This is a genomic window from Agrobacterium sp. 10T429 (assembly GCF_056393925.1).
In genome coordinates this window covers 230,321-255,836 of the sequence record NZ_JBFTGV010000004.1, presented here as the reverse complement: position 1 = coordinate 255,836, position 25,516 = coordinate 230,321, and the positions used below count along the sequence as shown (strand labels likewise).

27 protein-coding genes are annotated in these 25,516 nt (G+C 57.7%); 11 read left to right on the top strand and 16 right to left on the bottom strand.

Going from position 1 to position 25,516, the window contains the following annotated elements; all coding sequences use genetic code 11:
- Nucleotides 1–74 precede the first annotated feature (74 nt).
- Together AC1DCP_RS12515 and AC1DCP_RS12510 are read left to right on the top strand one after the other, a co-directional pair.
- Nucleotides 75–365: a YggT family protein gene (locus AC1DCP_RS12515; RefSeq protein ID WP_003516688.1), complete on the top strand. Its 291-nt coding sequence runs from the start codon at nt 75–77 to the stop codon at nt 363–365.
- Complete coding sequence (locus tag AC1DCP_RS12510; RefSeq protein ID WP_025594563.1) at nt 362–673, top strand: DUF167 domain-containing protein; 312 nt, start codon at nt 362–364, stop codon at nt 671–673. Before AC1DCP_RS12515 ends, AC1DCP_RS12510 begins: the two co-directional genes overlap by 4 nt.
- A 15-nt stretch (nt 674–688) precedes the next feature.
- Here the strand turns inward: AC1DCP_RS12510 and ppa are convergent, their stop codons facing one another.
- The 4 genes from ppa to AC1DCP_RS12490 form a co-directional block, all read right to left on the bottom strand.
- Complete coding sequence (ppa, locus tag AC1DCP_RS12505; protein ID WP_003516686.1) at nt 689–1,222, bottom strand: inorganic diphosphatase; 534 nt, start codon at nt 1,220–1,222, stop codon at nt 689–691.
- Nucleotides 1,223–1,391: 169 nt separating this feature from the next.
- Nucleotides 1,392–1,898, bottom strand: a complete 507-nt coding sequence (locus AC1DCP_RS12500) for a GNAT family N-acetyltransferase (protein WP_003516685.1) — start codon at nt 1,896–1,898, stop codon at nt 1,392–1,394.
- Between the two features lie 215 nt (nt 1,899–2,113).
- The gene (typA, locus tag AC1DCP_RS12495; RefSeq protein ID WP_003516684.1) at nt 2,114–3,934 is read right to left on the bottom strand and encodes a translational GTPase TypA; all 1,821 of its coding nucleotides are present in this window, start codon (nt 3,932–3,934) and stop codon (nt 2,114–2,116) included.
- Nucleotides 3,935–4,083: 149 nt separating this feature from the next.
- Nucleotides 4,084–6,144, bottom strand: a complete 2,061-nt coding sequence (locus AC1DCP_RS12490; protein ID WP_065688678.1) for a M3 family metallopeptidase — start codon at nt 6,142–6,144, stop codon at nt 4,084–4,086.
- Between the two features lie 176 nt (nt 6,145–6,320).
- Between AC1DCP_RS12490 and AC1DCP_RS12485 the strand changes: the two genes are divergently transcribed.
- The 3 genes from AC1DCP_RS12485 to AC1DCP_RS12475 all read left to right on the top strand — a co-directional run bounded on the left by AC1DCP_RS12485 (nt 6,321) and on the right by AC1DCP_RS12475 (nt 8,534).
- Nucleotides 6,321–6,746 carry a hypothetical protein gene (locus tag AC1DCP_RS12485; protein WP_065688679.1) on the top strand — a complete coding sequence of 142 codons (426 nt, stop codon included), beginning with the start codon at nt 6,321–6,323 and terminating at the stop codon, nt 6,744–6,746.
- Nucleotides 6,747–6,879: 133 nt separating this feature from the next.
- Nucleotides 6,880–7,335 carry a MarR family winged helix-turn-helix transcriptional regulator gene (locus AC1DCP_RS12480; RefSeq protein ID WP_003516681.1) on the top strand — a complete coding sequence of 152 codons (456 nt, stop codon included), beginning with the start codon at nt 6,880–6,882 and terminating at the stop codon, nt 7,333–7,335.
- 20 nt (nt 7,336–7,355) lie between these two features.
- On the top strand, nt 7,356–8,534 hold the full coding sequence (locus AC1DCP_RS12475) for a multidrug effflux MFS transporter (protein ID WP_080800730.1): 1,179 nt from the start codon (nt 7,356–7,358) through the stop codon (nt 8,532–8,534).
- Nucleotides 8,535–8,589: 55 nt separating this feature from the next.
- Here AC1DCP_RS12475 and AC1DCP_RS12470 read toward each other — a convergent pair whose 3' ends face one another.
- Complete coding sequence (locus tag AC1DCP_RS12470; RefSeq protein ID WP_003516677.1) at nt 8,590–9,813, bottom strand: argininosuccinate synthase; 1,224 nt, start codon at nt 9,811–9,813, stop codon at nt 8,590–8,592.
- 339 nt (nt 9,814–10,152) lie between these two features.
- Here AC1DCP_RS12470 and AC1DCP_RS12465 point away from each other — a divergent pair, with 339 nt between their 5' ends.
- Entirely contained in the window at nt 10,153–11,007 is an 855-nt protein-coding gene (locus tag AC1DCP_RS12465; protein WP_003516675.1) for an SDR family NAD(P)-dependent oxidoreductase, read from the top strand.
- A gap of 151 nt (nt 11,008–11,158) precedes the next feature.
- Nucleotides 11,159–11,806 carry a LysE family translocator gene (locus AC1DCP_RS12460; protein ID WP_003516674.1) on the top strand — a complete coding sequence of 216 codons (648 nt, stop codon included), beginning with the start codon at nt 11,159–11,161 and terminating at the stop codon, nt 11,804–11,806.
- A 45-nt stretch (nt 11,807–11,851) separates the two neighbouring features.
- Here the strand turns inward: AC1DCP_RS12460 and AC1DCP_RS12455 are convergent, their stop codons facing one another.
- The 7 genes from AC1DCP_RS12455 to AC1DCP_RS12425 form a co-directional block, all read right to left on the bottom strand.
- The gene (locus tag AC1DCP_RS12455) at nt 11,852–12,646 is read right to left on the bottom strand and encodes an ABC transporter ATP-binding protein (protein WP_019566037.1); all 795 of its coding nucleotides are present in this window, start codon (nt 12,644–12,646) and stop codon (nt 11,852–11,854) included.
- Nucleotides 12,643–13,524 carry an ABC transporter permease gene (locus tag AC1DCP_RS12450; RefSeq protein WP_003516669.1) on the bottom strand — a complete coding sequence of 294 codons (882 nt, stop codon included), beginning with the start codon at nt 13,522–13,524 and terminating at the stop codon, nt 12,643–12,645. The genes AC1DCP_RS12455 and AC1DCP_RS12450 overlap by 4 nt, the downstream gene beginning before the upstream one ends.
- 96 nt (nt 13,525–13,620) lie before the next feature.
- A complete protein-coding gene (locus AC1DCP_RS12445) occupies nt 13,621–14,574 on the bottom strand; it encodes an ABC transporter substrate-binding protein (protein ID WP_065688681.1) in 954 nt (317 codons plus the stop codon).
- 108 nt (nt 14,575–14,682) lie between these two features.
- On the bottom strand, nt 14,683–15,855 hold the full coding sequence (gene rlmN / locus AC1DCP_RS12440) for a dual-specificity RNA methyltransferase RlmN (RefSeq protein ID WP_075807724.1): 1,173 nt from the start codon (nt 15,853–15,855) through the stop codon (nt 14,683–14,685).
- A gap of 266 nt (nt 15,856–16,121) precedes the next feature.
- Nucleotides 16,122–16,625 (bottom strand): invasion associated locus B family protein, encoded by a 504-nt coding sequence (locus AC1DCP_RS12435; protein WP_003516662.1) that lies wholly within the window; start codon nt 16,623–16,625, stop codon nt 16,122–16,124.
- Nucleotides 16,626–16,923: 298 nt separating this feature from the next.
- Nucleotides 16,924–17,304 carry a YkvA family protein gene (locus AC1DCP_RS12430; RefSeq protein ID WP_065688682.1) on the bottom strand — a complete coding sequence of 127 codons (381 nt, stop codon included), beginning with the start codon at nt 17,302–17,304 and terminating at the stop codon, nt 16,924–16,926.
- 51 nt (nt 17,305–17,355) lie between these two features.
- The gene (locus AC1DCP_RS12425; protein WP_013636908.1) at nt 17,356–17,661 is read right to left on the bottom strand and encodes a 4a-hydroxytetrahydrobiopterin dehydratase; all 306 of its coding nucleotides are present in this window, start codon (nt 17,659–17,661) and stop codon (nt 17,356–17,358) included.
- Between the two features lie 80 nt (nt 17,662–17,741).
- Here AC1DCP_RS12425 and AC1DCP_RS12420 point away from each other — a divergent pair, with 80 nt between their 5' ends.
- Nucleotides 17,742–18,221: a low molecular weight protein-tyrosine-phosphatase gene (locus tag AC1DCP_RS12420; RefSeq protein WP_065688683.1), complete on the top strand. Its 480-nt coding sequence runs from the start codon at nt 17,742–17,744 to the stop codon at nt 18,219–18,221.
- Here AC1DCP_RS12420 and thpR read toward each other — a convergent pair.
- Together thpR and AC1DCP_RS12410 are read right to left on the bottom strand one after the other, a co-directional pair.
- Complete coding sequence (gene thpR / locus AC1DCP_RS12415; protein ID WP_003516655.1) at nt 18,155–18,748, bottom strand: RNA 2',3'-cyclic phosphodiesterase; 594 nt, start codon at nt 18,746–18,748, stop codon at nt 18,155–18,157. The genes AC1DCP_RS12420 and thpR overlap by 67 nt on opposite strands.
- A gap of 68 nt (nt 18,749–18,816) precedes the next feature.
- Entirely contained in the window at nt 18,817–19,467 is a 651-nt protein-coding gene (locus AC1DCP_RS12410; protein WP_065688684.1) for an arylesterase, read from the bottom strand.
- 90 nt (nt 19,468–19,557) lie between these two features.
- Between AC1DCP_RS12410 and AC1DCP_RS12405 the strand changes: the two genes are divergently transcribed.
- From AC1DCP_RS12405 to AC1DCP_RS12395, 3 genes are all read left to right on the top strand, one after another.
- Nucleotides 19,558–20,268 carry an ABC transporter ATP-binding protein gene (locus AC1DCP_RS12405; RefSeq protein WP_112153245.1) on the top strand — a complete coding sequence of 237 codons (711 nt, stop codon included), beginning with the start codon at nt 19,558–19,560 and terminating at the stop codon, nt 20,266–20,268.
- On the top strand, nt 20,265–22,826 hold the full coding sequence (locus AC1DCP_RS12400) for an ABC transporter permease (RefSeq protein WP_065688685.1): 2,562 nt from the start codon (nt 20,265–20,267) through the stop codon (nt 22,824–22,826). Before AC1DCP_RS12405 ends, AC1DCP_RS12400 begins: the two co-directional genes overlap by 4 nt.
- 218 nt (nt 22,827–23,044) lie before the next feature.
- On the top strand, nt 23,045–23,782 hold the full coding sequence (locus AC1DCP_RS12395) for a Bax inhibitor-1/YccA family protein (protein ID WP_065659945.1): 738 nt from the start codon (nt 23,045–23,047) through the stop codon (nt 23,780–23,782).
- 135 nt (nt 23,783–23,917) lie between these two features.
- Here AC1DCP_RS12395 and AC1DCP_RS12390 read toward each other — a convergent pair whose 3' ends face one another.
- On the bottom strand, nt 23,918–24,310 hold the full coding sequence (locus AC1DCP_RS12390; RefSeq protein ID WP_003516645.1) for a DUF2794 domain-containing protein: 393 nt from the start codon (nt 24,308–24,310) through the stop codon (nt 23,918–23,920).
- Between the two features lie 397 nt (nt 24,311–24,707).
- Complete coding sequence (locus AC1DCP_RS12385) at nt 24,708–25,448, bottom strand: DUF1223 domain-containing protein (protein ID WP_003516643.1); 741 nt, start codon at nt 25,446–25,448, stop codon at nt 24,708–24,710.
- Nucleotides 25,449–25,516 lie beyond the last annotated feature (68 nt).

The window sequence follows — 25,516 nt, the reverse complement described above, 5'->3', positions numbered from 1 at the left end:
GCCCTATAGGCGCAACACTTGCCGGTTCACGAGCGAATGTCTAAATGTCTTGCAATCAAGATACGGAGATATTGATGCTTGCCCTGTTTCAGACCATCGATCTGGCTTTGAACCTCTATACCTGGGTGCTGATCGCCAGCGCCATTTTTTCCTGGCTTTACGCCTTCAACGTCATCAACTCCCGCAACCAGTTCGTGAATGCCATCGGCAGCTTTCTGGTCAACGTCACCGAGCCGGTTCTGCGCCCAATCCGTAGCATTCTGCCTAATCTCGGCGGCATCGATATTTCGCCGATCATCCTGCTGCTGATCATCTTCTTCATCCGCTCCTTCATGTGGAATACGCTCTATCCCATGGTCGCTTGAGCGACCTCTGGCAAAAACACGGCGATCACATACGCCTGTCCGTTCGCCTCACCCCGAACGGGGGACGCGATGCCATTGACGGCGTGGAGCAGGATGCTGACGGAAATGCCCATCTGAAGGCCCGCGTCAGTGCAGTGCCTGAGGGCGGCAAGGCGAACAAGGCCCTGGTTATTTTGCTGGCGAAAAAATTCGGCCTGCCCAAATCGTCCATCACCTTCATTTCAGGTGAAACAGCGCGTAAAAAAATCCTCCGGATCGATACCGACCCGGAGGATTTCGAAAAGCTTTTTAGAAAGCTGGAAGTCTAAGGCAACGGGCTGAAATCAGCCCTGCGTCTTGTAGCGCTCGATGGCTTCGACGATCAGCTTCTTGGCAACGTCGACATCCTGCCAACCGCCCATCTTCACCCACTTGCCGGGCTCCAGATCCTTGTAGTGCTCGAAGAAGTGCTCGATTTGCTTCAGCGTGATTTCCGGCAGGTCGGTGTAGTTGTGGACCTTGTCGTAACGGCGCGTCAGCTTCGGAACCGGAACGGCGAGGATCTTCTCGTCCTTGCCGCCGTCGTCTTCCATGATCATGACGCCGATGGGGCGCACATTGATCACGCAGCCGGGAACCAGCGGGCGGGTATTGCAGATAAGAACGTCGATCGGGTCGCCATCGTCGGAAAGCGTGTGCGGCACGAAGCCATAGTTACCCGGATAGGTCATCGGCGTGTAGAGGAAGCGATCGACGATCAGCGCACCGGCGTCCTTGTCCATCTCGTACTTGATCGGCTGGCCGCCAACCGGCACCTCGACAATAACATTCACGTCTTCCGGCGGATTCTTGCCAATGGAAATTGCATCGATACGCATTCGCTTCCCTCATTCGACGGGGTTGGATTTGGTTTTCGATACTGGGAAAGTCGCCGTATTGCAACATGGCTTTAGGCGGATAAGGCAGAATGCCGAATTTGAGGGCATCGGGATTGTGAATGGCCGACCGGAAAAAATGAAACCGGCGTGAAATCACCCGGCTGCGTACTTAGTTCCAGACGAAACCGATCTTGCGCAGCGACCTGCCGCCGAAATCTTCCATGCCCTCGGCGATGTCCCGGCCGCCATGCGAACGGAAAAACCGATTGGCGACCTCGCTATCTTCGAGGCACCAGACCACAACACCGTTGCAGCCGAGCGAGGTCAGCAGCCGGCGAGCTTCCGTGAACAGCAGCGAGCCAAGCCCGATGCCCTGATATTCCGGCCGCAGATAAAGCTCGTAGATCTCGCCGTCATGCGGCAGCCCACGCGCACGGCTTAAGCCCAGCGTGGCATATCCGGCAACCACGCCCTTCACTTCCACCACCAGCATGGTTGCGGAACCCCGGGTCGCCTTCTTCCACCAGATTTCGCCGCGGCGCTCCAGCATCTGCGTCAGCGGTCGGTGCGGGATCAGCCCGGCATAGGCCTGTTGCCATGACAGACGGTGCGCTTCGGCTATTGCGCGCGCATCTTGCGGTTCGGCTCGGCGAACATCTATGGATAACGTTTTCATAACGCGATTCTGGCCCCGACCATGAAAACTTGCCAGCCATAAAGGTTAACGACAGCAAGCTTACCCACAGCCTATTCATGTGGACGACCGAGAAAAATTAACGCATCCTTAACCTTTGACACAAGGGTCTTTCGACTCATGCACAAATAAAACATGCGCATAAAAAAACCCGGCTCGCAGCCGGGTTTTTTCAAATTCTTTACGGGAAGCCGCAATCAAACTGCGAGCTTCGCCTTTTCGAAACGCTTGCGATCGTTGGCGTCGAGGAACATCTTGCGCAGACGGATGGACTTCGGCGTCACTTCCATCAGCTCGTCGTCCTGGATCCAGGAAAGCGCGCGGTCGAGCGTCATGCGGATCGGCGGCGTCAGCTTTACGGCTTCATCCTTGCCGGCGGCGCGAATGTTGGTCAGCTGCTTGCCCTTCAGCACGTTCACTTCGAGATCGTTATCGCGCGAGTGAATGCCGATAATCATGCCGGCATAAACCTTCTCACCCGGCTCGATGATCATCGGGCCACGATCTTCCAGGTTGAACATGGCGTAGGCGACAGCTTCGCCCGAACCGTTCGACAAAAGAACGCCGTTAACGCGACCAGCAATCGCACCCTTGTACGGCTGATAGTCGTGGAACAGGCGGTTCATGATCGCCGTGCCGCGCGTGTCGGTCAAAAGTTCCGACTGGTAGCCGATCAGGCCGCGGGTCGGAGCGTAGAACTTCAGACGAACGCGATTACCGCCGGAGGGACGGAGCTCAGCCATTTCAGCCTTGCGCTCGGACATCTTCTGAACGACGACGCCGGAATGCTCTTCATCGACGTCGATCACGACTTCTTCGATCGGCTCCATCATGGCGCCGTTCTCATCCTTGTGCATGACAACGCGCGGACGCGAAACTGCAAGCTCGAAGCCTTCGCGACGCATCGTTTCGATGAGAACTGCCAGCTGCAATTCGCCACGCCCGGAAACGAAGAACGAGTCCTTGCCTTCAGCCTCTTCAATCTTCAGCGCGACGTTGCCTTCGGCTTCCTTGAACAGACGGTCGCGGATGACGCGGCTCGTGACCTTGTCGCCTTCGGTGCCGGCAAGCGGGCTGTCGTTGACGATGAAGGACATGGTAACGGTCGGCGGATCGATCGGCTGTGCGGTCATCGCCTCAGTGACGGAAGGGTCACAGAAGGTATCGGCAACAGTGCCCTTGGAAAGACCAGCGATGGCGACGATGTCACCTGCATGGGCTTCATCGATGGACGTGCGCTCAATGCCGCGGAATGCGAGGATCTTGGAAATACGACCGGTTTCGATCGTCTTGCCGTCCTGGCCAAGTACCTTCACGGCCTGGTTCGGCTTGATCGAACCGGAAGCGATACGGCCGGTGATGATACGGCCGAGGAAGGGGTTGGCTTCGAGGATCGTACCGATCAGACGGAACGGACCTTCTTCAACCGTAGGCTCCGGAACATGCTCGAGAACCAGATCGAGCAACGGTGCAAGACCCTGATCCTTCGGACCTTCTGGGTTGACGTTCATCCAGCCGTCACGGCCGGAACCGTAAAGGATCGGGAAGTCGAGCTGCTCGTCGGTAGCATCGAGATTTGCGAAAAGGTCGAAAACTTCGTTGATGACCTCTTCATGGCGGCCATCCGGACGGTCGATCTTGTTGATCGCGACGATCGGGCGAAGACCAACCTTCAGCGCCTTGCTGACGACGAACTTCGTCTGCGGCATCGGGCCTTCGGAACTATCGACCAGAACGATCGCGCCATCCACCATCGACAGGATACGCTCAACTTCGCCGCCGAAATCGGCGTGGCCGGGGGTGTCGACGATGTTGATGCGAACACCCTTCCACTCCACCGAAGTCGCCTTGGCAAGAATGGTGATGCCGCGTTCCTTTTCGAGATCGTTGCTATCCATCACGCGTTCCGCAACGCGCTGGTTGTCGCGGAACGAGCCGGACTGCTTCAGAAGCTCGTCAACGAGCGTCGTTTTTCCATGGTCAACGTGCGCGATAATCGCGATGTTGCGAATTGCCATTGTTCAAAATCTCTGAGGTTGGGCGCTACCGTCGTGAGATGCGCCAATTTAGTTTGGCGCGCTCATAACCTTTTTTTTGCAAATGCGAAAGGGGGGCATTGTCATATGCCCCCTGCGCTCAGGTTCTAGCTCAAGAATATGACAGTCTTTTATACGAGGCCGCGCTTCAAAAGCATGGCATCGGGACTTGGCATCTTGCCGCGAAAAGCGAGATAGGCCTCCTCCGGATCGATCGAGCCACCGACTGAATAGATATTCTCTTTCAGCTTGCGCGCCATTTCACCATCGAAGGCGTTGCCGGTTTCCTCGAAGGCAGAAAACGCGTCGGCGTCCAGCACCTCCGACCACATGTAGGAATAATAACCGGCCGAATAACCATCACCGGAAAACACATGCTGGAAATGTGGCGTCGCATGCCGCATGACGATGGACTTCGGCATGTTCAGGGCGGAAAGCTCCTCACCTTGTACGACCATGGGATCGCCGACGCTGTCACGGGTATGGAACGCCATATCGACGATAGCCGAAGAAGTGAATTCCACCGTGCTGAAACCGGCATTGAAGGTCTGTGCTGCCAGAACCTTGTCCAGCAGCGCCTTTGGCATCGGTGCCCCGGTTTCATAATGCAGCGCATATTTCTCCAGAATTTCCGGCACGGTCAGCCAGTGTTCGTAAAGCTGCGACGGCAACTCGACGAAATCGCGCGACACACCCGTTCCAGAAACGGAAGGATAGGTGACATCAGATAACATGCCGTGCAGGGCGTGGCCGAATTCGTGAAACAGCGTGCGCGCATCATCGAGCGAAAGCAGCGCAGGCTTTCCCTCTGCCGGTTTTGCAAAATTGCAGACATTGTAGATGATCGGTATTTCACCGACAGTGCCGTTCTTCAAAGGCAGCTTGTGCTGCGACTGGAACGAACTCATCCACGCGCCGGAACGCTTGGACGGGCGGGCGAAATAATCGCCGAGGAACATGGCTTTCAGGTCGCCCTTGTCGTCGCGGATTTCAAAAACCCGCACATCGGGATGATAGGCGGCGACACCCTTGATCTCGACGGCACGAATTGCAAAGAGCCGGTTGGCCACATCGAAACACGCATCGATGATCTTTTCCAATTGCAGATACGGCTTCAATTCAGTCTCGGAGAAGCTGAATTTCTGTGCCCGCAGCTTTTCGGCGTAATGGCGCCAGTCCCAGGGCATCACCTCGTGGTTCTTGCCCTCCGCGGCGATGATGGCGGCAAGCTCAGCCTCCTCCTCACCTGCGCGCAGCACGGCCTTTTCCCAGACCTGGCCCAGAAGACCGTTCACGGCATCCGGCGTTTTTGCCATCGTGTCGTCCAGCTTGTAGGCAGCAAAATTCTTGTAGCCGAGAAGCTGTGCCTTTTCCTCACGCAGTTCCAGCGTACGGCGGACGGTTGCGCGGTTGTCGGTATCGCCACCATTTTCGCCGCGAGCCACCCAGGCCTTGAAGGCTTGCTCGCGCAAGTCGCGGCGTTCGGAGAAGGTCAGGAATGGCTCGATGATGGAGCGGGAAAGGGTAACGGCAAATTTGCCGTCTTCGCCATGTTCGCGCGCGGCACCCGCCATGGCATCACGCAGAAAACCGGGAATGCCGGAAAGCTCGTCGTCGGTAGAAAGCAGAAGTTTCCAGCTCTTTTCATCCGCCAGAACATTCTGCCCGAATTTGGCGCCGAGACCGGCAAGCTCTTCATTTATGGCCGCAAGACGCTCCTGACGGTCCTTCTGCAACTTTGCGCCGGAGCGCACGAAACCCTTCCAGTGCCGTTCGAGAACGCGTTTTTCCTCGCCGGTCAGGGAAAGCGAATCGCGCGTTTCCCACAGCGTGTCGATGCGTCTGAACAGCGCCTCGTTCATGCCGATCTTGGAATAGTGCCGTGACATTTTCGGCGCGATTTCCCGCTCCAGTGCCTGAATGACGCCGTTGGTGTGGGCACCCGCCTTGTTCCAGAACAGCGCCGAAATGCGCGAAAGTTCGTCGCCGGCGATTTCAAGCGCGGTCACGGTGTTTTCGAAGGTCGGCGCCTGCGGATTGCCGGCAATCGCATCGATTTCCTGTTCATGGGACAAAAGGGCGGCTTCAAAGGCCGGAGCAAAATCCTCATCCTTGACCGCATCGAATTTCGGCAGACCGTTCTGACCGTTCCAGGTAACGAGTGCGGGATAGGGCGCGGTCGTGGATGGCATTTCATCTTCCTTGTACAATTCCGGTTTACGCCCATATGGGCATGCCTCCACCGCCAATTCAATATGCCGGAATTTGGTGTGGAAGACATGATCGTCAACACCGCCAAGTATTGACTGGCATGTCGACGGCATGTTTTGATTTCCCGCAATAATATCCCATGATGGAGATATGTATTATGGAGATTTATTCTTTAAGATCTGCCAATAGTTTCCTTTTCAGGGACAATCCCAAAAACAGCAGACCCGTGGGAAGCCCCGATTTCGGCAAGGCAGCCCCATCCGACGCGGCCACCGGCTTTGAAGAAACGATAGACGGCATCGATTTCACCCGTGTCAGCCCCCGGCAATTGCGGGAAATCGCGCAGGAATATTACGATACCGGAAAAATCAGCCACGATACCTGGCTTGAGCTTTCGTCCGAACTTCCGGCACAGACGCTGAATGCCAATGGCGAGGTGATTGACATTGCCGACGTGACCGACGACACGGATTTCGACTTTGTGACGTATTTTTCTGACCGGATCGAGATTGCTCGTTCCATTGGCACAACGGATGAAGTGGAAAAAATGCAGGACGTATTGTCTTTTTTTGCTTCGACGTGACGATGACAGGCAATGTTGTTGGACGGCCCGCAATCAAACTGACGAATACTTTACGCAATTTTCGATAATATGATTTATGCGCCATTGCTTATCGTCCGAAACTTAGTAAGGCTGACTTACCAAAAGGCGAAGCATGGGCACACGCGAAAAAGATTCATTGGCATTTTTGCTGAACAGCGGCGCACGCCTGCTGAACAGTGCATTTGAGCGCCGTATCTCGGAAGCCGGACTGGGCCTTACCCCCGGCGAGGCAAGAGCATTGCTGACAGTTGCGGTTATCGATGGCAGCAAACAGGCTGACATCGCCGCCCGTCTCGGCATCGAACCCATGACGATCTGCGCCTATCTCGACAAGTTGCAGTCACTCAATCTGATAGAACGCCAGCAGGACCCGCAGGACAGGCGTTCCAAACGTATCGTCCTGACGAAAACCTCTGCCGACATGCTGGAAGCTGTCGGTCATGAAATCGACCAGCTCGTTCTTCAGGCCACACAGGGACTGAACGAAGAGGAAGTCGCGCTTTTCCGTAGCTTCCTGCAGACGCTTCGCAACAATCTGCAACCGGAACAGCAGGGCCAGAACGGCTGATCGCAATGTCGAAAACGATCATGTCCAGAAAACGCACGGCTTTGCTCGGAGCATTGCTGACAGCGCTGGCGCCCATTTCCATGTCGATTTACACGCCGGCCATGCCGGAACTGACACGGGTTTTCGCAACCAGCGACTCCGCCATAAAACTCAGCCTGTCGCTCTATTTTGCCGGTTTTGCCTTAGCCCAATTGCTTGCCGGGCCGGCATCCGATGCCTTCGGGCGGCGCAAGGCGAGCCTCGTCTTCCTGTCGATCTTTCTGGGCGGCGGTGTGCTCGCCCTCTTGGCCCCAACCATCGAAGTGCTGCTGTTCGCGCGCCTCGTTCAGGGCATCGGCGCTTCCGTTGGCATGACTGTTGCGCGCGCCGTGGTGCGCGATCAGTTCACCGGCCCGGAAGCCTCCAGCATCATGAACCTCATCGGCATCATGCTGGCGATCGGCCCTGCGATGGGGCCGACGATCGGTGGTCTGTCACTTGCGGCTTTTGGCTGGCAATCGGTGTTTTTCCTCATGGCCGGTCTCGGAGCTATCGCCATCCTTTCGGTGGTGCTTTTTCTGCGTGAAACGACGGTGCCTGACAAAACCAGGATCCGACCCCGACACCTTCTGTCGGCCTATGGCACATTGCTGAAGCAGCCGCGTTTTCTTCTGGCCGCCCTCGTGCTCGGCGGCTCCATCGGCGCACTTTATGCGCAAGCCACCATGCTGACCTTCATCCTTATCAACGAAGTCGGCATGTCTCCCACGGCCTTCGGTGTCGGCATGCTGATGCAAACAGGCGCCTATTTCTTCGGTTCGATTGCGTTGCGTTACATCGCGCCAAGACTGGGCGACCGGCGTTCCGTCGTGCTTGGCCTTTGTTTTTCCGGCACGGGCGGTCTTCTCATCATGCTGTCGGTTTTCCTCGTGCCGCCATCCTTCCTCTCCATCATGGGGCCCGTCGCAGTGGCGACCGTCGGGATCGCGCTGTTGACGCCTTCGATGGTCACGGCGGCCCTCGCCCCCTTCCCGCATATCGCCGGCTCGGCATCGGCCATGATGGGTTTCATCCAGATGGGATCTGGCTTTGCGGGTGGGGCAATGGCCTCGCTCATTGGTTCCCCGCTGACCAGCTTCGGCATCATCATTCCGGTTATGGAATTCGTGGCCGTTGCCAGCTACATCGGCTTTCGCGCCGTTTCCAGAAGAGAGACATGAAAAAACCCGCAGGCGTTGCCACCTGCGGGTTTTTCCAATTCATGCTTCAGCAGAATTACTTGCCGAGATTACGCTTCGCAAGGGTGCGCAGGCGCAGGGCATTGAGCTTGATGAAGCCAGCTGCGTCCTTCTGGTCATAAGCACCGTGGTCGTCCTCGAACGTCACCAGCGCGTCGGAATAGAGCGACTTCGCGCTCTCGCGGCCGGTCACCATGACATTGCCCTTGTAGAGCTTCAGCGTCACTTCGCCTTCCACATGCTCCTGGCTCTTGTCGATCAGGGCCTGCAGCATCTCGCGCTCGGGCGAGAACCAGAAGCCGTAATAGATGAGCTCGGCGTAACGCGGCATCAGATCGTCCTTCAGATGCGCGGCACCCCGGTCGAGCGTGATGGATTCGATCGCACGATGCGCAGCCAGCAGGATGGTGCCGCCGGGCGTTTCGTAGACGCCACGCGACTTCATGCCGACGAAGCGGTTCTCGACCAGATCGAGACGGCCGATGCCGTTTTCGCGACCATAATTATTGAGCGTCGCCAGAAGCGTGGCAGGCGACATTTCCACACCGTTGATGGAGCAGGCATCACCCTTGCGGAAACCGACCTTGATAACGGTTGCCTTGTCAGGCGCCGCTTCCGGGGAAATGGTGCGCATGTGCACATATTCCGGGGCTTCCTTAGCCGGGTCTTCCAGAACCTTGCCCTCGGACGAGGAGTGCAGCAGGTTGGCGTCGACGGAGAACGGCGCTTCGCCCTTCTTGTCCTTGGCCACGGGAATCTGGTTCTTTTCGGCAAATTCCAGAAGGTCGGTCCGGCTCTTGAAAGTCCAATCGCGCCATGGGGCGATGATCTTGATATCCGGGTTCAGCGCATAGGCCGAAAGCTCGAAACGGACCTGGTCGTTGCCCTTGCCGGTGGCGCCGTGCGCAATGGCATCGGCACCGGTCTTCTTGGCGATCTCGATCAGGTGCTTGGAAATCAGCGGGCGGGCGATGGAGGTACCGAGCAGATAGACACCTTCATAAACGGCGTTGGCACGGAACATCGGAAAAACGAAATCACGCACGAACTCTTCGCGGACGTCCTCGACGAAGATTTCCTTGATGCCCAGCAACTCGGCCTTCTTGCGCGCCGGCTCAAGCTCTTCGCCCTGGCCGAGATCGGCGGTGAAGGTCACGACCTCAGCGCCGAGTTCCGTCTGAAGCCACTTCAGGATGATCGAGGTGTCGAGGCCGCCGGAATAGGCGAGAACGACTTTCTTAACGTCTTTCGGGAGTGCCATTATGATGTCCATCTGCATGATGACGGCATCGGGGTACCGCCATTTCCTTGGGATTTCGGCACTTTTACAGTGCAACCCGAAAACTGTGAAGCGATTTTCGGAAAAGATGCCCGACAAAACAACGAATAGGACGAAAGGGCAATAGGCATTTGCGAAAGGTCAGATCCCCGCAACAGCGCGTCATGACTGGAACGAACGAATTGTCACATGCATTATGCGATTTCGCGCTTTAACATGAAGCGGCGCGATCAACTTGAAGACCGTGAATGAAGCCACTCAGGGTGCAGGCAACGTTGCAAACGGCTGGAAACAGCACAAAACGACGCGAAAGGAAAACCTATGACGACCATCCACCCCGCATTCAAGGAAGATAATGTCGCCGTCATCACCGGCGCGGCCTCCGGTATCGGACTTGCCGCTGCCCGGAAATTTGCCGGTTTCGGCATGAGCGTCGTCCTCGTCGATCTCGACGGTGACAGGCTTGCCGCAGCGCATGCTGATATTCTGACCATCGCAAAGGACGGCGAAGCACAGATCGTCGCAATACCGACCGACGTGTCGAAACTCGATGAGCTTGAGGCGCTGGAACGCGCTGTCATCCAGCGTTTCGGGCGGGTTCATGTGTTGATGAACAATGCCGGCATCCAGCCGGGCAGCGCCATCTTCGGCGCTCAGGCCAACTGGGAAAAAGTCATCAACGTCAACCTGATGGGTGTCGTGAACGGCAGCCGGGTGTTTGGGCAGGGCATGGTCGCCCATGGCGAGGCCGCGCTCATCATCAATACCGGTTCGAAACAGGGCATCACCACCCCGCCGGGCGATCCGGCCTATAATGTCTCGAAGGCCGGCGTCAAAGCCTTCACGGAAGCGCTACAGCACGAGCTGCGCAATATTCCGAACAGCGCGGTTTCCGCCCATCTCCTGATCCCCGGTTTCGTCTTCACCGGCCTCACGGCAAATGGCAGGACGGAAAAACCAGCAGGAGCCTGGACCGGCGAGCAGACCGTTGATTTCATGATCGAGAGCATCGCCAGGGGCGATTTCTACATTCTCTGCCCGGATGGCGAAGTGGATCGCCCGACGGACGAGAAACGTATTCTTTGGGCCGCTCAAGACATCGTCCAAAATCGTCCGCCACTGTCGCGCTGGCACACCGAATATTCCGCCGCCTTCACCAGCTTCCTCAAAAACTGATCGCCCGACGCCGCCGCACTTTGAAAGTTGCGGCGGCTATCCACTTTTGATCATCCCCGGTTTTCGTACCAATGTCCCGGCGCGCAAAAACATTGGCAGAAACGCGAATTCGCGTTAAGCAACGGCAGTCTCCAGCTTTACGGGTGCCGCGATGGATTTCGTTCCGAGCCTGCCAACACTTGCCGCCTTCACCGTCGCCATCCTGCTTCTGGCGGTAACGCCCGGTCCTGACATGACGCTATGGATCAGCCGGTCAATACGCGAGGGCCGGGCAGCGGGTTTCATGACCCTTGTGGGCACCAATCTCGGTATTACCGTGCATACGATGCTGGTTGCCTTCGGCGTCGCGGCCCTCATCGTCGCATCGCCGACAGCCTTCCTCATCCTGAAGACCGGCGGGGCCGCCTATCTTGTCTGGCTCGCCATTCAGGCGATCCGCAAGGGCTCGGATTTCGTGATGGTCAAGACCACGGGCGAAAAACAGCAATCTTCACTGAAATCCGCCTTGCTGAACGGTATTTGGGTCAATCTGCTCAATCCAAAGGTCATCATCTTTTTCATGACCTTCCTGCCGCAATTCGTCAGCGCATCCGATCCGCATGTAACCGGCAAGCTTATTTTCCTTGGGCTCTGGTCAATCATCGTGGCGCTGCCGATCGGCATCGGCATCGTCGTTGCCGCCGATGTGCTGTCGGCCTGGCTCCAGCGCAACAAGAAGGTTCTGCGCGGGCTGGATTATACGATCGCCGGTGTATTTTCGCTTTTCGCCGTCAAGATTTTCCTCACCCAGACGCGATGACGCACAAATAAAAAAGGCGCCCGCAGGCGCCTTTCGGATAACTCATCAGCCGATCAATAGCTCATCGTCATCAAGCGTCTGGCCGCGTATCTTGCGGAACATGTCGATAAGATCTTCGACCTGAAGACCCTTGCGGCTTTCGCCGGACACATCGAGCACGATCTCACCGGCGTGCAGCATGATCGTGCGGTCGCCATAGTCCAGCGCCTGACGCATGGAATGGGTAACCATCAGCGTCGTCAGCTTGCGCTCGGAAACCACCTTGCGGGTCAGCTCCATCACGAACTCCGCCATGCCGGGATCGAGTGCTGCCGTATGTTCGTCAAGCAGCAACACGTCCGAACCGGAAAGCGTTGCCATGACAAGCGAGACCGCCTGCCTTTGCCCGCCGGACAACAGGTCCATGCGGTCCTTCAAACGATTTTCCAGACCGAGATTGAGCGAAGCGATACGCTCCCGGAAGAAATCCCGCCTGCCGCGCCCAAGCGCCGGCAACAAGCCGCGACGCTCTCCGCGAGACGCCGCAAGCGCAAGGTTCTCCTCAATTGTGAGCGCGCCACAGCTGCCAGCCAATGGGTCCTGAAACACGCGCGCCACCCGCCCAGCCCGGCTGGCGGTCGTTTTGCGTGTGACATCGGCGCCACCAACCATCACCTTTCCGGCYGTCGGCAGGACATCGCCCGCGAGAACGCCGAGAAGTGTGGATTTGCCGGCACCGTTGGAGCCGATCACGGTAACGAAGGAACCATCCTCGATGGTAAGATCGATCTTGGCCAGCGCCTGCTTTTGCAGCGGTGTGCCACGCCCGAAGATGACCTGAATGTCGGAAAGGGAAATCACGATGTTGCTCCCCCGCGGCGCAGTCGAGGCAGGATCAATGCAATGGCTACCAGTACCGCCGTAACGAAATTGAGATCGGAGGCCTTGAGACCCAGCACATCGCTCGACAAAGCGAGCTGGATGGCAAGGCGGTAGGCGATGGAGCCGAAAACACAGCCGATGAGCGCAATCAGAATGCCCCGCGAGCCGAACAGCGTTTCGCCGATGATGACGGCCGCAAGCCCGACGACGATGGTGCCGACACCGGCAGTCACATCGGCAAAGCCATTGGTCTGCGCAAAAAGCGCGCCGCCGAGCGCGACCAGTGCATTCGAAAGCGCCATGCCAAGATAGATCTGGTTGCCGGTCTTCACCCCTTGGGCGCGCGCCATCCGCGCATTCGCGCCCGTCGCCCGCATGGCAAGGCCCGCGTCGCTCTCAAGGAAACGCCAGACGAGAATGACAGCGAGCAATACCAGAACGCCGATAAAGAGTGGCCGCACGAGATATTCGGAAAGACCGAGACCGTAGAACGGCGAGATCATCGTATCCTGATTGAGCAGCGCCACATTCGGTTTTCCCATCACCCGAAGGTTCACCGAAAATAGCGCGATCATCGTCAGGATTGACGCAAGCAGGTTGAGTATCTTGAACCGAACGTTGAGCGTGGCCGTAACGATGCCAGCACCGGCGCCGGCAACCATCGCAATCGCCGTCGCGACCCAGGCATTGAGGCCGGCGATGATCATCACTGCCGCAACGGCTGCGCCGAGCGGAAAGGAACCGTCAACGGTCAGATCAGGAAAATCAAGTACCCGGAAAGCGAGATAGACGCCGATCGCCACGAAGGCGAAGACCAGTCCCAGTTCCACGGCACCCCAGAAAGCGATTTGGCTCACGGTAATGTCCTTGTTATTGCCGCCGCGTCGGCGGATACGGGCACCATTGCGTGCCGCGCAAAACGGGCGGCGAGTGACCGCCGCCCGAAGTCCGGTTTAGTCGATGACCTTGGTGGCGCGCTTCGTCACACTTTCGGGGAAGGTGACGCCAGCTTTTTCAGCAGCCTTCTTATTGATCACCAGATCGGTGCCGACGGCAACGGTTGCCGGAATGTCGCCGGGCTTCTCACCCTTGAGAATGCGAACAACGACAGCACCGGTCTGCTTGCCAACGTCGTAATAATTGAAGCCGAGAGCCGCAACCGCACCGCGCGCAACGGAATCCGTATCGGCGGCATAAAGCGGAATTTTCGCCTCACTCGCAACGCCAGCTGCCGCCTCGAAAGCGGAAACGATGGTATTGTCGGTCGGCACGTAGATCACGTCGGCCTTGCCGACCAGTGCGCGCGTCGCGCCCTGCACTTCGGCGGATTTTGTGGCGACAGATTCAACGACCTTCAGGCCGGCCTTTTCAGCCTCAGCCTTCAGCGCTGCAAGCGTCGAGACGGAGTTGGCCTCGGCGGAGTTGTAGATAAAGCCGATGGACTTGGCGTTGGGCGAAATTTCCTTGATCAGCGCCAGATGCTCAGCAACCGGCAGCATGTCGGAAAGTCCGGTCACGTTGCGGCCGGGCTTTTGCATGTCCTTAACGAGCTGTGCGCCAACCGGATCGGAAACAGCCGTGAAGACAACCGGAATGTCGCGCGTCGCTGCAACGACAGCCTGGGCGGACGGTGTGGAGATCGGCACGATGACATTGGGGGCTTCGCCCACGAACTGACGCGCAATCTGCGCTGCGGTGCCTGGATTACCCTGCGCGGACTCGTAGAGGAACTTGAGGTTCTCGCCTTCCTTGTAACCGGCTTCGGCAAGCGCTGCCTTGACGCCGTCACGTGCGGCGTCAAGCGCCGGATGTTCGACAATGGCGGTGACGGCAACGGTGACGTTTTCAGCCTTGGCCGGCAGAACGAGGGCGCTCGCGGCTGCGAGCGCCAGAATGAATGCACGCATAGGTATCCTCCAGTTGGTTTCTTATTGCCGTCTTATTAGAAACAAGACCGCCCGAAATCAATCAAAGAACCGTAACGAACCAAGCTTTCTGCCGCGATTGGCGTCGATTCAGTCGTCCGCACCGTGGTTGGCAATCATCATCGCCTCGAAAGCCAGCCTTTCGGTTTTGCGCATGCGCTCGGATTCCGATTTCAGCTGGCCGCAGGCAGCGAGAATATCGCGGCCGCGCGGCGTACGGATCGGCGAAGCGTAACCCGCCTGATTGATGAAATCCGCGAACTTCTCGATCTGCGCCCATTCGGAGCACTGGTAATTCGTGCCTGGCCACGGATTGAACGGAATGAGATTGATCTTGGCTGGAACGCCCCTCAGAAGCTGCACCAGCATCTTGGCGTCTTCCAGACTGTCGTTCACATCCTTCAGCATCACATATTCGAAGGTGATGCGGCGGGCGTTGGAGACACCCGGATAATTGCGGCAAGCCTCGATCAGCTCCTTCAGCGGGTATTTCTTGTTGATCGGCACCAGCATGTCGCGCAGATCGTCGCGCACCGCATGCAGTGAAATCGCCAGCATGACGCCGATCTCATCGCCCGTGCGGAAGATTTCCGGCACGACGCCCGAGGTGGACAGGGTCACGCGACGCTTGGAGAGCGACAGGCCGTCACCATCGGTGGCGATCAGAAGTGCGGTCTTCACATGTTCGAAATTGTAGAGCGGTTCGCCCATGCCCATCATCACGATGTTGGAGACCTTGCGGCCTTCGCTCGGCACATAGGCGCCGACCGGCGTCGAACCGTCAGGAAAATCGCCGAGCCGGTCGCGGGCGAGCAGAAGCTGGGAGAGAATTTCCTCGGCCGTCAGGTTCCGCACCAGACGCTGCGTGCCGGTGTGACAGAAGGAACACGTCAGCGAACAGCCCACCTGGCTCGAAATGCAAAGCGTGCCGCGTCCTTCTTCGGGAATATAGACCGTCTCGATCTCGACAGGGCGTCCCGCACCGCGCGGCGGAAAACGCATCAGCCATTTGCGGGTGCCGTCGTTGGAAATCTGCTCCTCGACGATTTCCGGGCGGGCAATGGTGAAGGCTGCTTTCAGCTTTTCCCTGAGTTCCTTGGCAACATTGGTCATGTTGTCGAAATCCGAGACGCCGCGCACATATAGCCAGTTCCACAACTGGCTGACACGCATCTTCACCTGCTTCTGCGGCACGCCGATCTCGGCCAGCGCCTCGCCCATTTCCTCACGCGTCATGCCGATCAGCGACGGCTTGCCGGACATGAGATCGCTATTGGCGATCAGGGGAGTTTTAACTGCCAGACCGGCAGGGGCATGCAATACGGACATCACGCTATCCCATCATCCAATGCATCGCACGACCGGCCTTTAGGAAAGGCGGAAAATCGTCTGCATGTCGAGAAAATCAAAGGCGGAGCACTTTTCGCGCATCCGCCTGTCAATGTTGCCGCGCCTTTAGCATCAAACAAGCAAAAACGCAAATGGCCGGTCGATGACCGGCCAATCACAAAGCTGACGAAGCGTCAGGATTACTTGCAGCTTTCGATCTGCTTGAAAGCAGCCGAAATGCCCGAAAGCGAATAGGAATAGGAAGTCGCGGTGCCGCGGCCGGAGACCGCCTTCACCGTCATCGACTTGCCGCCTTTCATCGCGGCCACGAGAGCGGGTTCTTCGGCAGCATTTTCAACCCAGGCAGCCTTGTCCTTGGTGAACATCACGAAGTTCTTGTTGTCGATCGTGACATTGACCTTGGAGCCCTGCTTCAGCGGGTAACCCACCATGGCCTGCGGCTCGTAGGAAATATTCTGGCCCGGACGCTGCGACACGATGAAGAAGATATCGCCGTGATCGACGCTCGCCGGTTCCTTGGAAGTGGGGATGGAAAGAACGTAGCAGACGGTGCTGTTGCCCGATTTGTACGAATAGGCGCCCCATGCATTGAACTGCTGGATGCGCGTGGGCGACTGTGCAGATGCTACGCCGACGCTGGTCAGCAAAATGGCCACTGCGGTTGCTACACTTCTTACAAACATAGAATTTCCTGCCGGGTTATTGTCTTCCATTGGCCCGAAGCAGCGGCGGGCTCCATGTTTATGGATCGGCCACGTTCAGGTGCGGATCGTCTTTTCTCATTGTGGTCAGGAAGCGGTTACCAAACCGTCAACAACACGTATAAAATGCCGAAAACGTCTTGAAGTGTTACAGATCGGCTACGCCCGCACCCTGAGAAGAAAGGCGTGGCACGCCCTCCCCGTCATGTCTATGACACACAAATTCAGGCAACAATTTGTCACCTGCCCGGCTCCGAGGAGCCTCGTCATCACAGACGTGTTATTCGGCCTCCTGCTGCCGTTTCAGCATGGCATCCGCCGCATCGTAATGCTCCATCTTGATGTGGGCGCGGATCATCGCAAGCGCGGCCGTAATGACCGCGATGTCGTCGGTAAAACCAACGACCGCCAGCATGTCCGGTATGGCATCAAACGGCATGATGAAATAGGCGAGCGCGGCCAGAATGATGCCCTTGGCACGCAGCGGCGTATCCTGGTCGATCGCGCAATAATAGGCTGCTGCCGCATCGCGCGCGAAGGGCACCTTGGTCATCACACGCTTCAGCTTCGGCCAGAATTTGGCGCGCACGACGCGTTCGCGTTCACCATCGCTGCCCGTTTCCCCGGGCAAAAGAATTTCACCGATTTTCACATCATCCATGATCGACGGTCCTCCGGTCACGGTTATTATATGGGAGTTAAAGCCCGCCGTTCAATTCCCACGGCCCGTTGCCGCCTTCTGCATGGCCTCTGCGAGCAGGAAATCCCGCTCGGTAACGCCTTGCGAATCGTGGGTGGTGAGGCAGACCCTGACGCGCGAATAGACGTTGGACCATTCTGGATGATGATTGAGCTTTTCTGCCACGAGTGCGGACTCCGCCATGAAACCGAAAGCCTCCGCAAAACTCGCAAATTTGAACGACCGGACGATTGCCGCCCCGTCCTCGCGCAAGGACCAGCCTTCGAGTTTTAAAAGCGCCTGCCGGATGGCTTCCGGTTCAAGTCTGGGATATTTCATGCATCTTGCCTCCGCTTGACATGCGATCCGCTGTTTCGGACAAACATTAACGCCTCAACGACCGGATCGACGCATATTCAATGAAACATACAGCCGTTATTTTTGTCTGCATGGGCAATATCTGCCGCTCACCGCTTGCCGAAGGCATTTTGACAAACCTTGCCGAAACCGGAGGCCTGTCTCGCCAACTCACTGTCGATTCCGCCGGCACCGGCGGTTGGCACACCGGTACCGCCCCGGATCGCAGATCCATCGCAATCGCCCGCAAGCATGGGATCGATATTTCCCTGCAGCGTGCGCGGCAGGTCAGCCAGGCCGATTTCGAGACCTTCGATCTCATCCTTGCCATGGACGGAGGAAATCTCGCGAAACTGCTCCGAAAGGCGCCCGAAAACCGGAAGCACAAAATCCACCTGTTCCTGGACTACGCTTCGGGACGCAACGAAAACGTCCCCGATCCCTACTTCGGTGGCGACGACGGATTTCTGGCCGTCTACAACATGCTTTTTGCAGGATGCAGCTCGTTGCTCGAGAAGATGGCGCTGGACCGCGCTTCGTGAAGCGGGAACACCTCTTCCACGATGTAGGGTCCGCCACCCACCGATTCCTTGGACGACATCAGCACGAAACGACCGACCGTGAAGGCGGATGTGCGGAAATTGCCGCGCCCGGAAAGATACTGCACCACATCGTCCAGCCGTGAAGAGCGCAACCGCGCCAGCGTCACATGCGGCATGAACTTGCGCGGATCCGGCGGCAGGCCGATCCTCTGACAGATTCTTTCGACCTCCGCCTGAAGCGCATTCATTTCCGGCGAGGGGGAAACCCCCGCCCAGATCGAATGCGGTTTCTTGGAGCCGAAGGAACCCATCCCGTTGAGACTGAGCTGGAATTCCGGCCTGTCGATCCGGTCCAGCCTGTCAACGACCTCATCGGCGGTTCTCCCGTCGATATCGCCGATAAAACGCAGGGTTATGTGATAATTCTCCACATCGATCCACCGGGCTCCCGGCAGACCACCGCGCAACAATGACAGGCTCATAGCCGCATTGCGCGGAATTTCGAGGGCGATAAACAGTCTCGGCATGGCGAGCTCCCCGAATCTCTTGGCAGAACAAGCATAGCGAATCATGCAATGCAGGCGGGCGCAAGTGCTTATTTTTTTTGCGCACCGATTGTCTTGATGAAGCTTTCAACAGCCGGCAAAGATTTCTCCACCATCATCGCCACACCCTGCGTATTGGGATGCATCTTGTCCTCCAGCTTCAACTTATCATCCGTCACCACGCCATCCAGAAAAAACGGATAAAGCGGCAGGTTGTATTTTTCTGCAAGCTTCGGATAGATCGGGTTGAAGCGCTTGGCGTAATCGTCACCCATGTTCGGCGGTGCCATAATGCCGACTAGCAGCACCGCTATGTTGCGTTTCTGAAAGCCGGAAATGATGGCGTCGAGGTTCTTTTCCGTCTGTTCCGGCGCAATACCGCGCAACGCATCATTGGCGCCGAGTTCCAGAATGACCCCGTCCGTGCCATCGGGAACCGACCACTCCGCCCGCGCCAGACCGCCTGAAGAGGTATCGCCGGACACACCGGCATTGGTGACGGTAACATTGATGCCCTTGGCCTTTAATGCAGCTTCAAGCTGTACCGTATAGCCATCGGTGGGGGGTAACTGGTAACCCGCCATGAGACTGTCGCCCAGGCCAACCAGTTGCAATGTCCGCTCCTGCGCCATGGCCGCCGAGGCGGAAAAGGCGGCTGCGAAAATGACGATGAAGTGAAACAGGGCAGCTTTAAATCTCATCACGGCTTTCCTAACTTGGTTTGCATTGTCTGAAATACCGTCCGCATCGACACCGCCAGACTGTTTTCATCATATATAGGAACGAGAATTGTGACGAAAAGCATCATAGAGCTTAAGAAGGCCGACCTCACGCTCGGCAACGCCGCCGCCTCCGTTCACGTTCTCAAGAGCATCGATCTTGCCATTGGCGAAAGCGAGGCGGTGGGCATCGTCGGCCCTTCCGGTTCGGGAAAATCGACCCTTCTGATGGTACTTGCCGGTCTCGAAAGGCTGGATAGCGGCGAGATCGTCATAGCGGGCACGGAATTGCATAAGCTCGGCGAGGATGCTCTCGCGGATTTCCGCGGCAAGAATATCGGCATCGTTTTCCAGTCTTTCCACCTCATCGCCAATATGACGGCGCTGGAAAACGTAGCCGTTCCGCTGGAACTGGCCAACGTGCCGAACCCCTTCGAGATCGCCAAACGGGAACTCGTCGCTGTCGGTCTCGGCGAACGCCTCAACCATTATCCCGGCCAGCTCTCCGGTGGCGAACAGCAGCGTGTTGCGATCGCCCGCGCGCTTGCACCCTCCCCCGCCGTGTTGATCGCAGACGAACCGACCGGCAATCTGGATGCGGATACGGGCCAGCAGATCGCCGATCTTCTTTTCTTAAAACAGGCCGAACGCGGCATGACGATGATCCTTGTCACCCATGATCCGTCACTGGCCGCCCGTTGCTCAAGACAGATCAAGGTGCGCTCCGGCGAGATAGAGGGTGACAGCGCCGCTGCCCATATGGCCAGGGCGGTATCGGCATGATCGGCTCCATTCTCCCGTCTGTTGCCAACATCAAAAACGCATTGAGGCTCGCGCGGCGCGAAATTCGCGGCGGTTTGCGTGGCTTCTATATTTTCCTCGCCTGCATCGCGCTCGGAACCGGCGCCATTGCCGCTGTCAACTCCGTGTCACGCGCCGTCACCAGCGCGATTGCGACGGAAGGCCAATCGATACTGGCTGGCGATGTGCGCTACGAGCTGCGCAACAGGGAGGCAACCGCAGAGGAACGGGCCTACCTCGATGGCCTCGGCAAAATCGCCGTTTCCACCGGGCTGCGCTCCATGGCGCGCCTTGCCGATGGTTCCGAACAGACGCTGACGGAAGTCAAGGCCGTAGACGGCGCCTATCCGCTTTACGGCGCCTTCGTAGCAGACCCAAACCGGCCTCTGAGCGAGCTTCTGGCTGCGAACGGCGATACCTATGGCGCCGTGGCCGCGCCGCTTCTCCTGGAGCGGCTGGGCATCAAGGTCGGCGACGACATCCTTCTCGGTAATGTGAAGCTGAAACTGACCGGCACGGTTGTCGACGAGCCGGATGCCCTGTCCGACGGCTTCGGTTTTGCCCCAAGGCTGATGGTCAGCCGCGATGCGCTTTTCGCCTCAGGCCTCGTTCAGAACGGAAGTCTGGTCGAACACGCCTACAAGATCATGCTGAACGATCCTGCAGCGCGGGCCACGATGACCGATGCGGCCAACAAGACGTTTCCCGATGCCGGCTGGTCCATCCGCACGAGTGACCGGGCAGCGCCATCGCTTACCGAAAACGTCAACCGCTTCTCGCAATTCCTGACGCTGGTGGGCCTGACCGCCCTCATCGTTGGCGGCGTCGGCGTTGCGAACGCCGTTCGCGCCTTTCTTGATTCCAAGCGCACCACGATCGCCTCGCTGAAATGCCTCGGCGCGCCGGCTTCCGTTGTCACCATGACCTATCTCTTCCAGATCGTGTTCATTGCCGCCGTTGGCATCATCATCGGCCTCGCTGTGGGCGCCATCGCCCCGCTGATCGCCATGCGGTTTCTGGAGGGTGTGCTTCCGGTGCCGAAAGAGCTTGCCTTTTATCCAGCAGCACTTGGTCTTGCCGCCCTGTTCGGCATCTTGACGACACTTGCCTTCGCCATCGTGCCACTCGGCCAGGCGCGCGAAGTTCCCGCGACCGCCCTTTTTCGAGAGCAGGGGTTCGAGGAGGGCAGCTGGCCGTCCTGGCCTTATCTCGCAGTGACGGGCTTGTTGTTGGCTGCGCTGGCCATACTTGCCATCTTTTCGGCAGAAGAACGTTTCATCGCCTCGGTTTTCCTTGCTGCCATCGCCTTCGCGTTTGTGGTGCTGCGACTGGTGGCGTCAGCCGTCAAGGCCATCGCCAAACGCAGCCCGCGCGTTCATTCCGCCGCGCTTCGCCTGGCGATCGGCAATATTCACCGACCGGGTGCGCTCACCCCCTCCGTCGTTCTCTCCCTCGGGCTCGGGCTGACGCTGCTGGTGACCCTGACGCTTATCGACGGCAATCTGCGCCGCGAACTGACCGACAGCCTGCCGGAACGAGCGCCGAATTTCTTCTTCGTGGATATTCAGGGCACCGAGTTGCAGGGCTTCCGCGATCTTCTCAGGCAAGAAGCGCCTCAGGGCACGCTGACCGAGGTGCCGATGCTGCGCGGCCGCATTCTTGCTCTTAATGGCGAGGACGTGACGAAGATAGACGTGCCGCCATCCGGGCGCTGGCTGCTGCGCGGTGATCGGGGCATAACCTATTCGCAGGATGCTCCCGAAAACGCCAAGCTGACCGAAGGGACATGGTGGGGACCGGATTATAGCGGCGAGCCGCTGGTCTCTTTTGCGGCGAAAGAGGCGCAGGAACTGGGCCTCAAGATCGGCGACACCGTTACCGTCAACGTGCTCGGCCGCAGCATCACGGCAAAGATCGCCAATCTGCGCAATGTCGAATGGGAATCGCTGTCGATCAATTTCGTCATGGTGTTTTCACCCAATACCTTCCGTGGCGCACCACATGCCTGGCTTGCCACACTCGCTGACCCCTCCGCATCCGCAAGCGAGGAGGGCCAGATATTGCGCGCCGTTACCAACGCCTACCCAACGATAACAAGCGTGCGCGTGAAGGACGCCCTCGATGTGGTCAACCGGCTGGTCGGCCAGCTTGCCACCGCAATTCGCGCAGCAGCGGCCGTTGCGCTCATAGCCTCCGTCCTCGTCCTCGCCGGCGCTCTTGCCGCCGGAAACCGTGCCCGCACCCATGATGCGGTCATCCTGAAAACACTGGGCGGTACACGCAGCCTGCTGATCCGCGCCTTCTCCTATGAATATATGATGCTCGGTCTCGCCACCGCCGTTTTTGCGCTTTTCGCCGGCGGCGTCTCCGCCTGGTTCGTCATTTCCCGCATCATGAAGCTGCCCTCCAGTTTCCTGCCGGATGTGGCGATCGGCACGGTCGTCGTCGCCCTCGTCATGACGGTAGGCATCGGCCTCATGGGCACATGGCGAATTCTCGGGCAGAAGGCCGCTCCGGTTTTGCGGCAGGCGGGTGAATAATCTTCGGTTGTGCGCTGCTTAACTTTAACGATTAATTCTTTGTAATGATCGCTGAAACGTGAGCGCTTTTCGCGCATATGGTGTCTTTTCGACTGCGAAAGGCCTTGTATCGGACACGTTCTGCCATCATATTCTTGGGCAGGCTTGCTGAAGCTCCGCAGCGGCGCCCGGGAGGTATCCCGACACCGTAGCAATTACGGAGCTCAAAAGAGGAAACAATGGCTGACTTCAATAACTACCAGAACCGCATGGCCCAGACCCGTGCACAGACTGGTGCGATGATCGATGAAGGTCTTCGCGCCTACATGCTCAAGGTTTACAACCTTATGGCGCTGGCTCTGGTCATCACCGGCATCGCAGCGTTCGGCACATATACGCTTGCAGCTTCGAACGAAGCTTTTGCCACTTTGCTTTTTGCGTCACCGCTGCGCTGGGTCGTCATGCTCGCACCGCTCGGACTGGTGTTCTTCCTTAGCTTCCGTATCCAGAACATGAGCGTTTCCGCCGCCCAGACAACCTTCTGGGTCTATGCGGCGCTGATGGGCGTGTCCCTGTCTTCGATCTTTATGGTCTATACCGGCCAGAGCGTCGTACAGACGTTCTTCGTGACCGCTGCCTCGTTCGGCGCGCTCTCGCTTTACGGTTACACCACGAAGAAAGACCTTTCGGGCATGGGTTCGTTCCTGATCATGGGTCTGTTCGGCCTGATCATCGCATCCATCGTCAACATCTTCCTCGCCTCTTCCGCGCTGCAGTTCGCGATCTCCGCGATTGGCGTGCTGATCTTCGCTGGCCTCACCGCCTATGACACGCAGAAGATCAAGGAAATGTATTTCGATGGCGACGAAGTTGCCGTGGCTGGCCGCAAGGCGATCATGGGCGCGCTGACGCTCTATCTCGACTTCATCAACCTGTTCATGTTCCTCCTGCAGTTCATGGGCAACCGTGACAAGTAAGGGCAGGAACCCAACTGACAAACATGCAAAAGGCGGCCATTCGGCCGCCTTTTTATTTACAAGAAATTCGAAACCTGACCGTCTCCCAACCCGCTGTGGCATCAAGCGGCGGAATGGGTAACCCGTCGTCCCATCTCACTCGATGAGCTTCAGGACCTTGTCGAAAACCTTGAGAACCTGCGGCAGTTCGTGGCCACGTTTGAGAATGCGGCCATCCGTATTCACCACGCAATAGGCGCCCTGTTTCGCCGCCAGCTTGGGGTTCTTCTCGATCCTGTAGAGCGGCATTTCACCCGAGCGTTTAAACACTGAAAATACCGCCTTTTCCCTCAAGTGGTCGATGGCATAGTCACGCCACTCGCCCTCTCCCACCATGCGGCCATAGATGCGCAGGATCGCATCCAGCTCACGCCGGTGGAATGTAATTGGCAGAGGGTCTTTGTCTTTTTTGTACTCGCGGAGATCGACAACGGTGGAACTGTCGCGTGAAGCGGTCTGAACCTGCTGCACATCCGGTTGATCGGTCATCCAATACCTCCGATTCCACCCAAGTCGTCCGATTAATGTGAGCCGGAGAAGACAAAATTGCAAGTCTCGAACAGCCATTGAACATGAGATCGCAACTTTGGAGGAGGGTTTTACGGTCTTAGGACGACAGCGAAACCCGGCGTCTGCGACGCAGAAAGACACCCGCCAATGCCCATAAGGACGCTGCCTTAGAAAAAAGCAGGGGTAAAAAAGGTAACCATTTAGGCAGCCATTTTAGCATGGCCTGCCGTATTTCGGTCAAACCATGGCCCGAATTGAATGGAATAGTCCTATTGTCAATTGATGCCTAGGCACCAAGATGACCCGATCCGGTGCATTGACCCTTTACCCCCAGCCCCCAATGCCCGGATCGGATCTTCCATCGCCAGACAGGCGATCAGGGTGTTTCATTCCCCAGTAAAATACTTGCACCGACGATTGCCGCCGGATCGCCGCTGGCATTTGCCGTTTGCAACAGCACGGCGCAGCCACCCTTTTTCACCTTTGCCACCACGCTTGCCGGAAGCTTCACCGTCATCGGTGAACCATCCCACATGCCGACGGTCTGCACGTCATAGACGCTGTGCCAGTAGGACATTTTCTTCCCCTGGTTTTCGCCTTTCTGCACGTCTACCGTCTGCTCGCGCGTGAAATAGGCGACCACGACATCGGCCTTGCCGCTACCGGCGCCAATATCGATCTCCACCTCGTCACCGGCAAATTTGGACGCAACCGGCACGTTCAGCCCCTGACCCTCGCGCTTGAAAGCATCCAGCCTGTCGTAAATCCCGCGGACATCCGCACCCTTGACGTGGTCGCGACCGTTCAGGATGGCTTGAGGCGTATAGACACCGTTGCGGCCGAGAGCGCGCATGTAGCCATATTGCCGCTCTGTATTTTCCTTCGATGCCAGGGAATCTGTCCAGCCAAGATAATTCCAGTAGTCGACATGGTAGGAGAGGCCGACCACATCACCCTTCTGGATCATCTTGCGCAATGCTTCGTCCGCCGGCGGGCAGGACGCGCATCCCTGCGATGTAAACAACTCGACAACGCCCTTCACAGCCTCCTGCGCATGCGCGGATGTGACGAGGAACGTGCCGAGAAGACATATCGACAGGGGCAATTTCAGCGGCATTACAAGAACCTTTGTCCGGAGCAGATATCCAGACGAATTGATGCGATCAACCCAACCGGATGCAAACC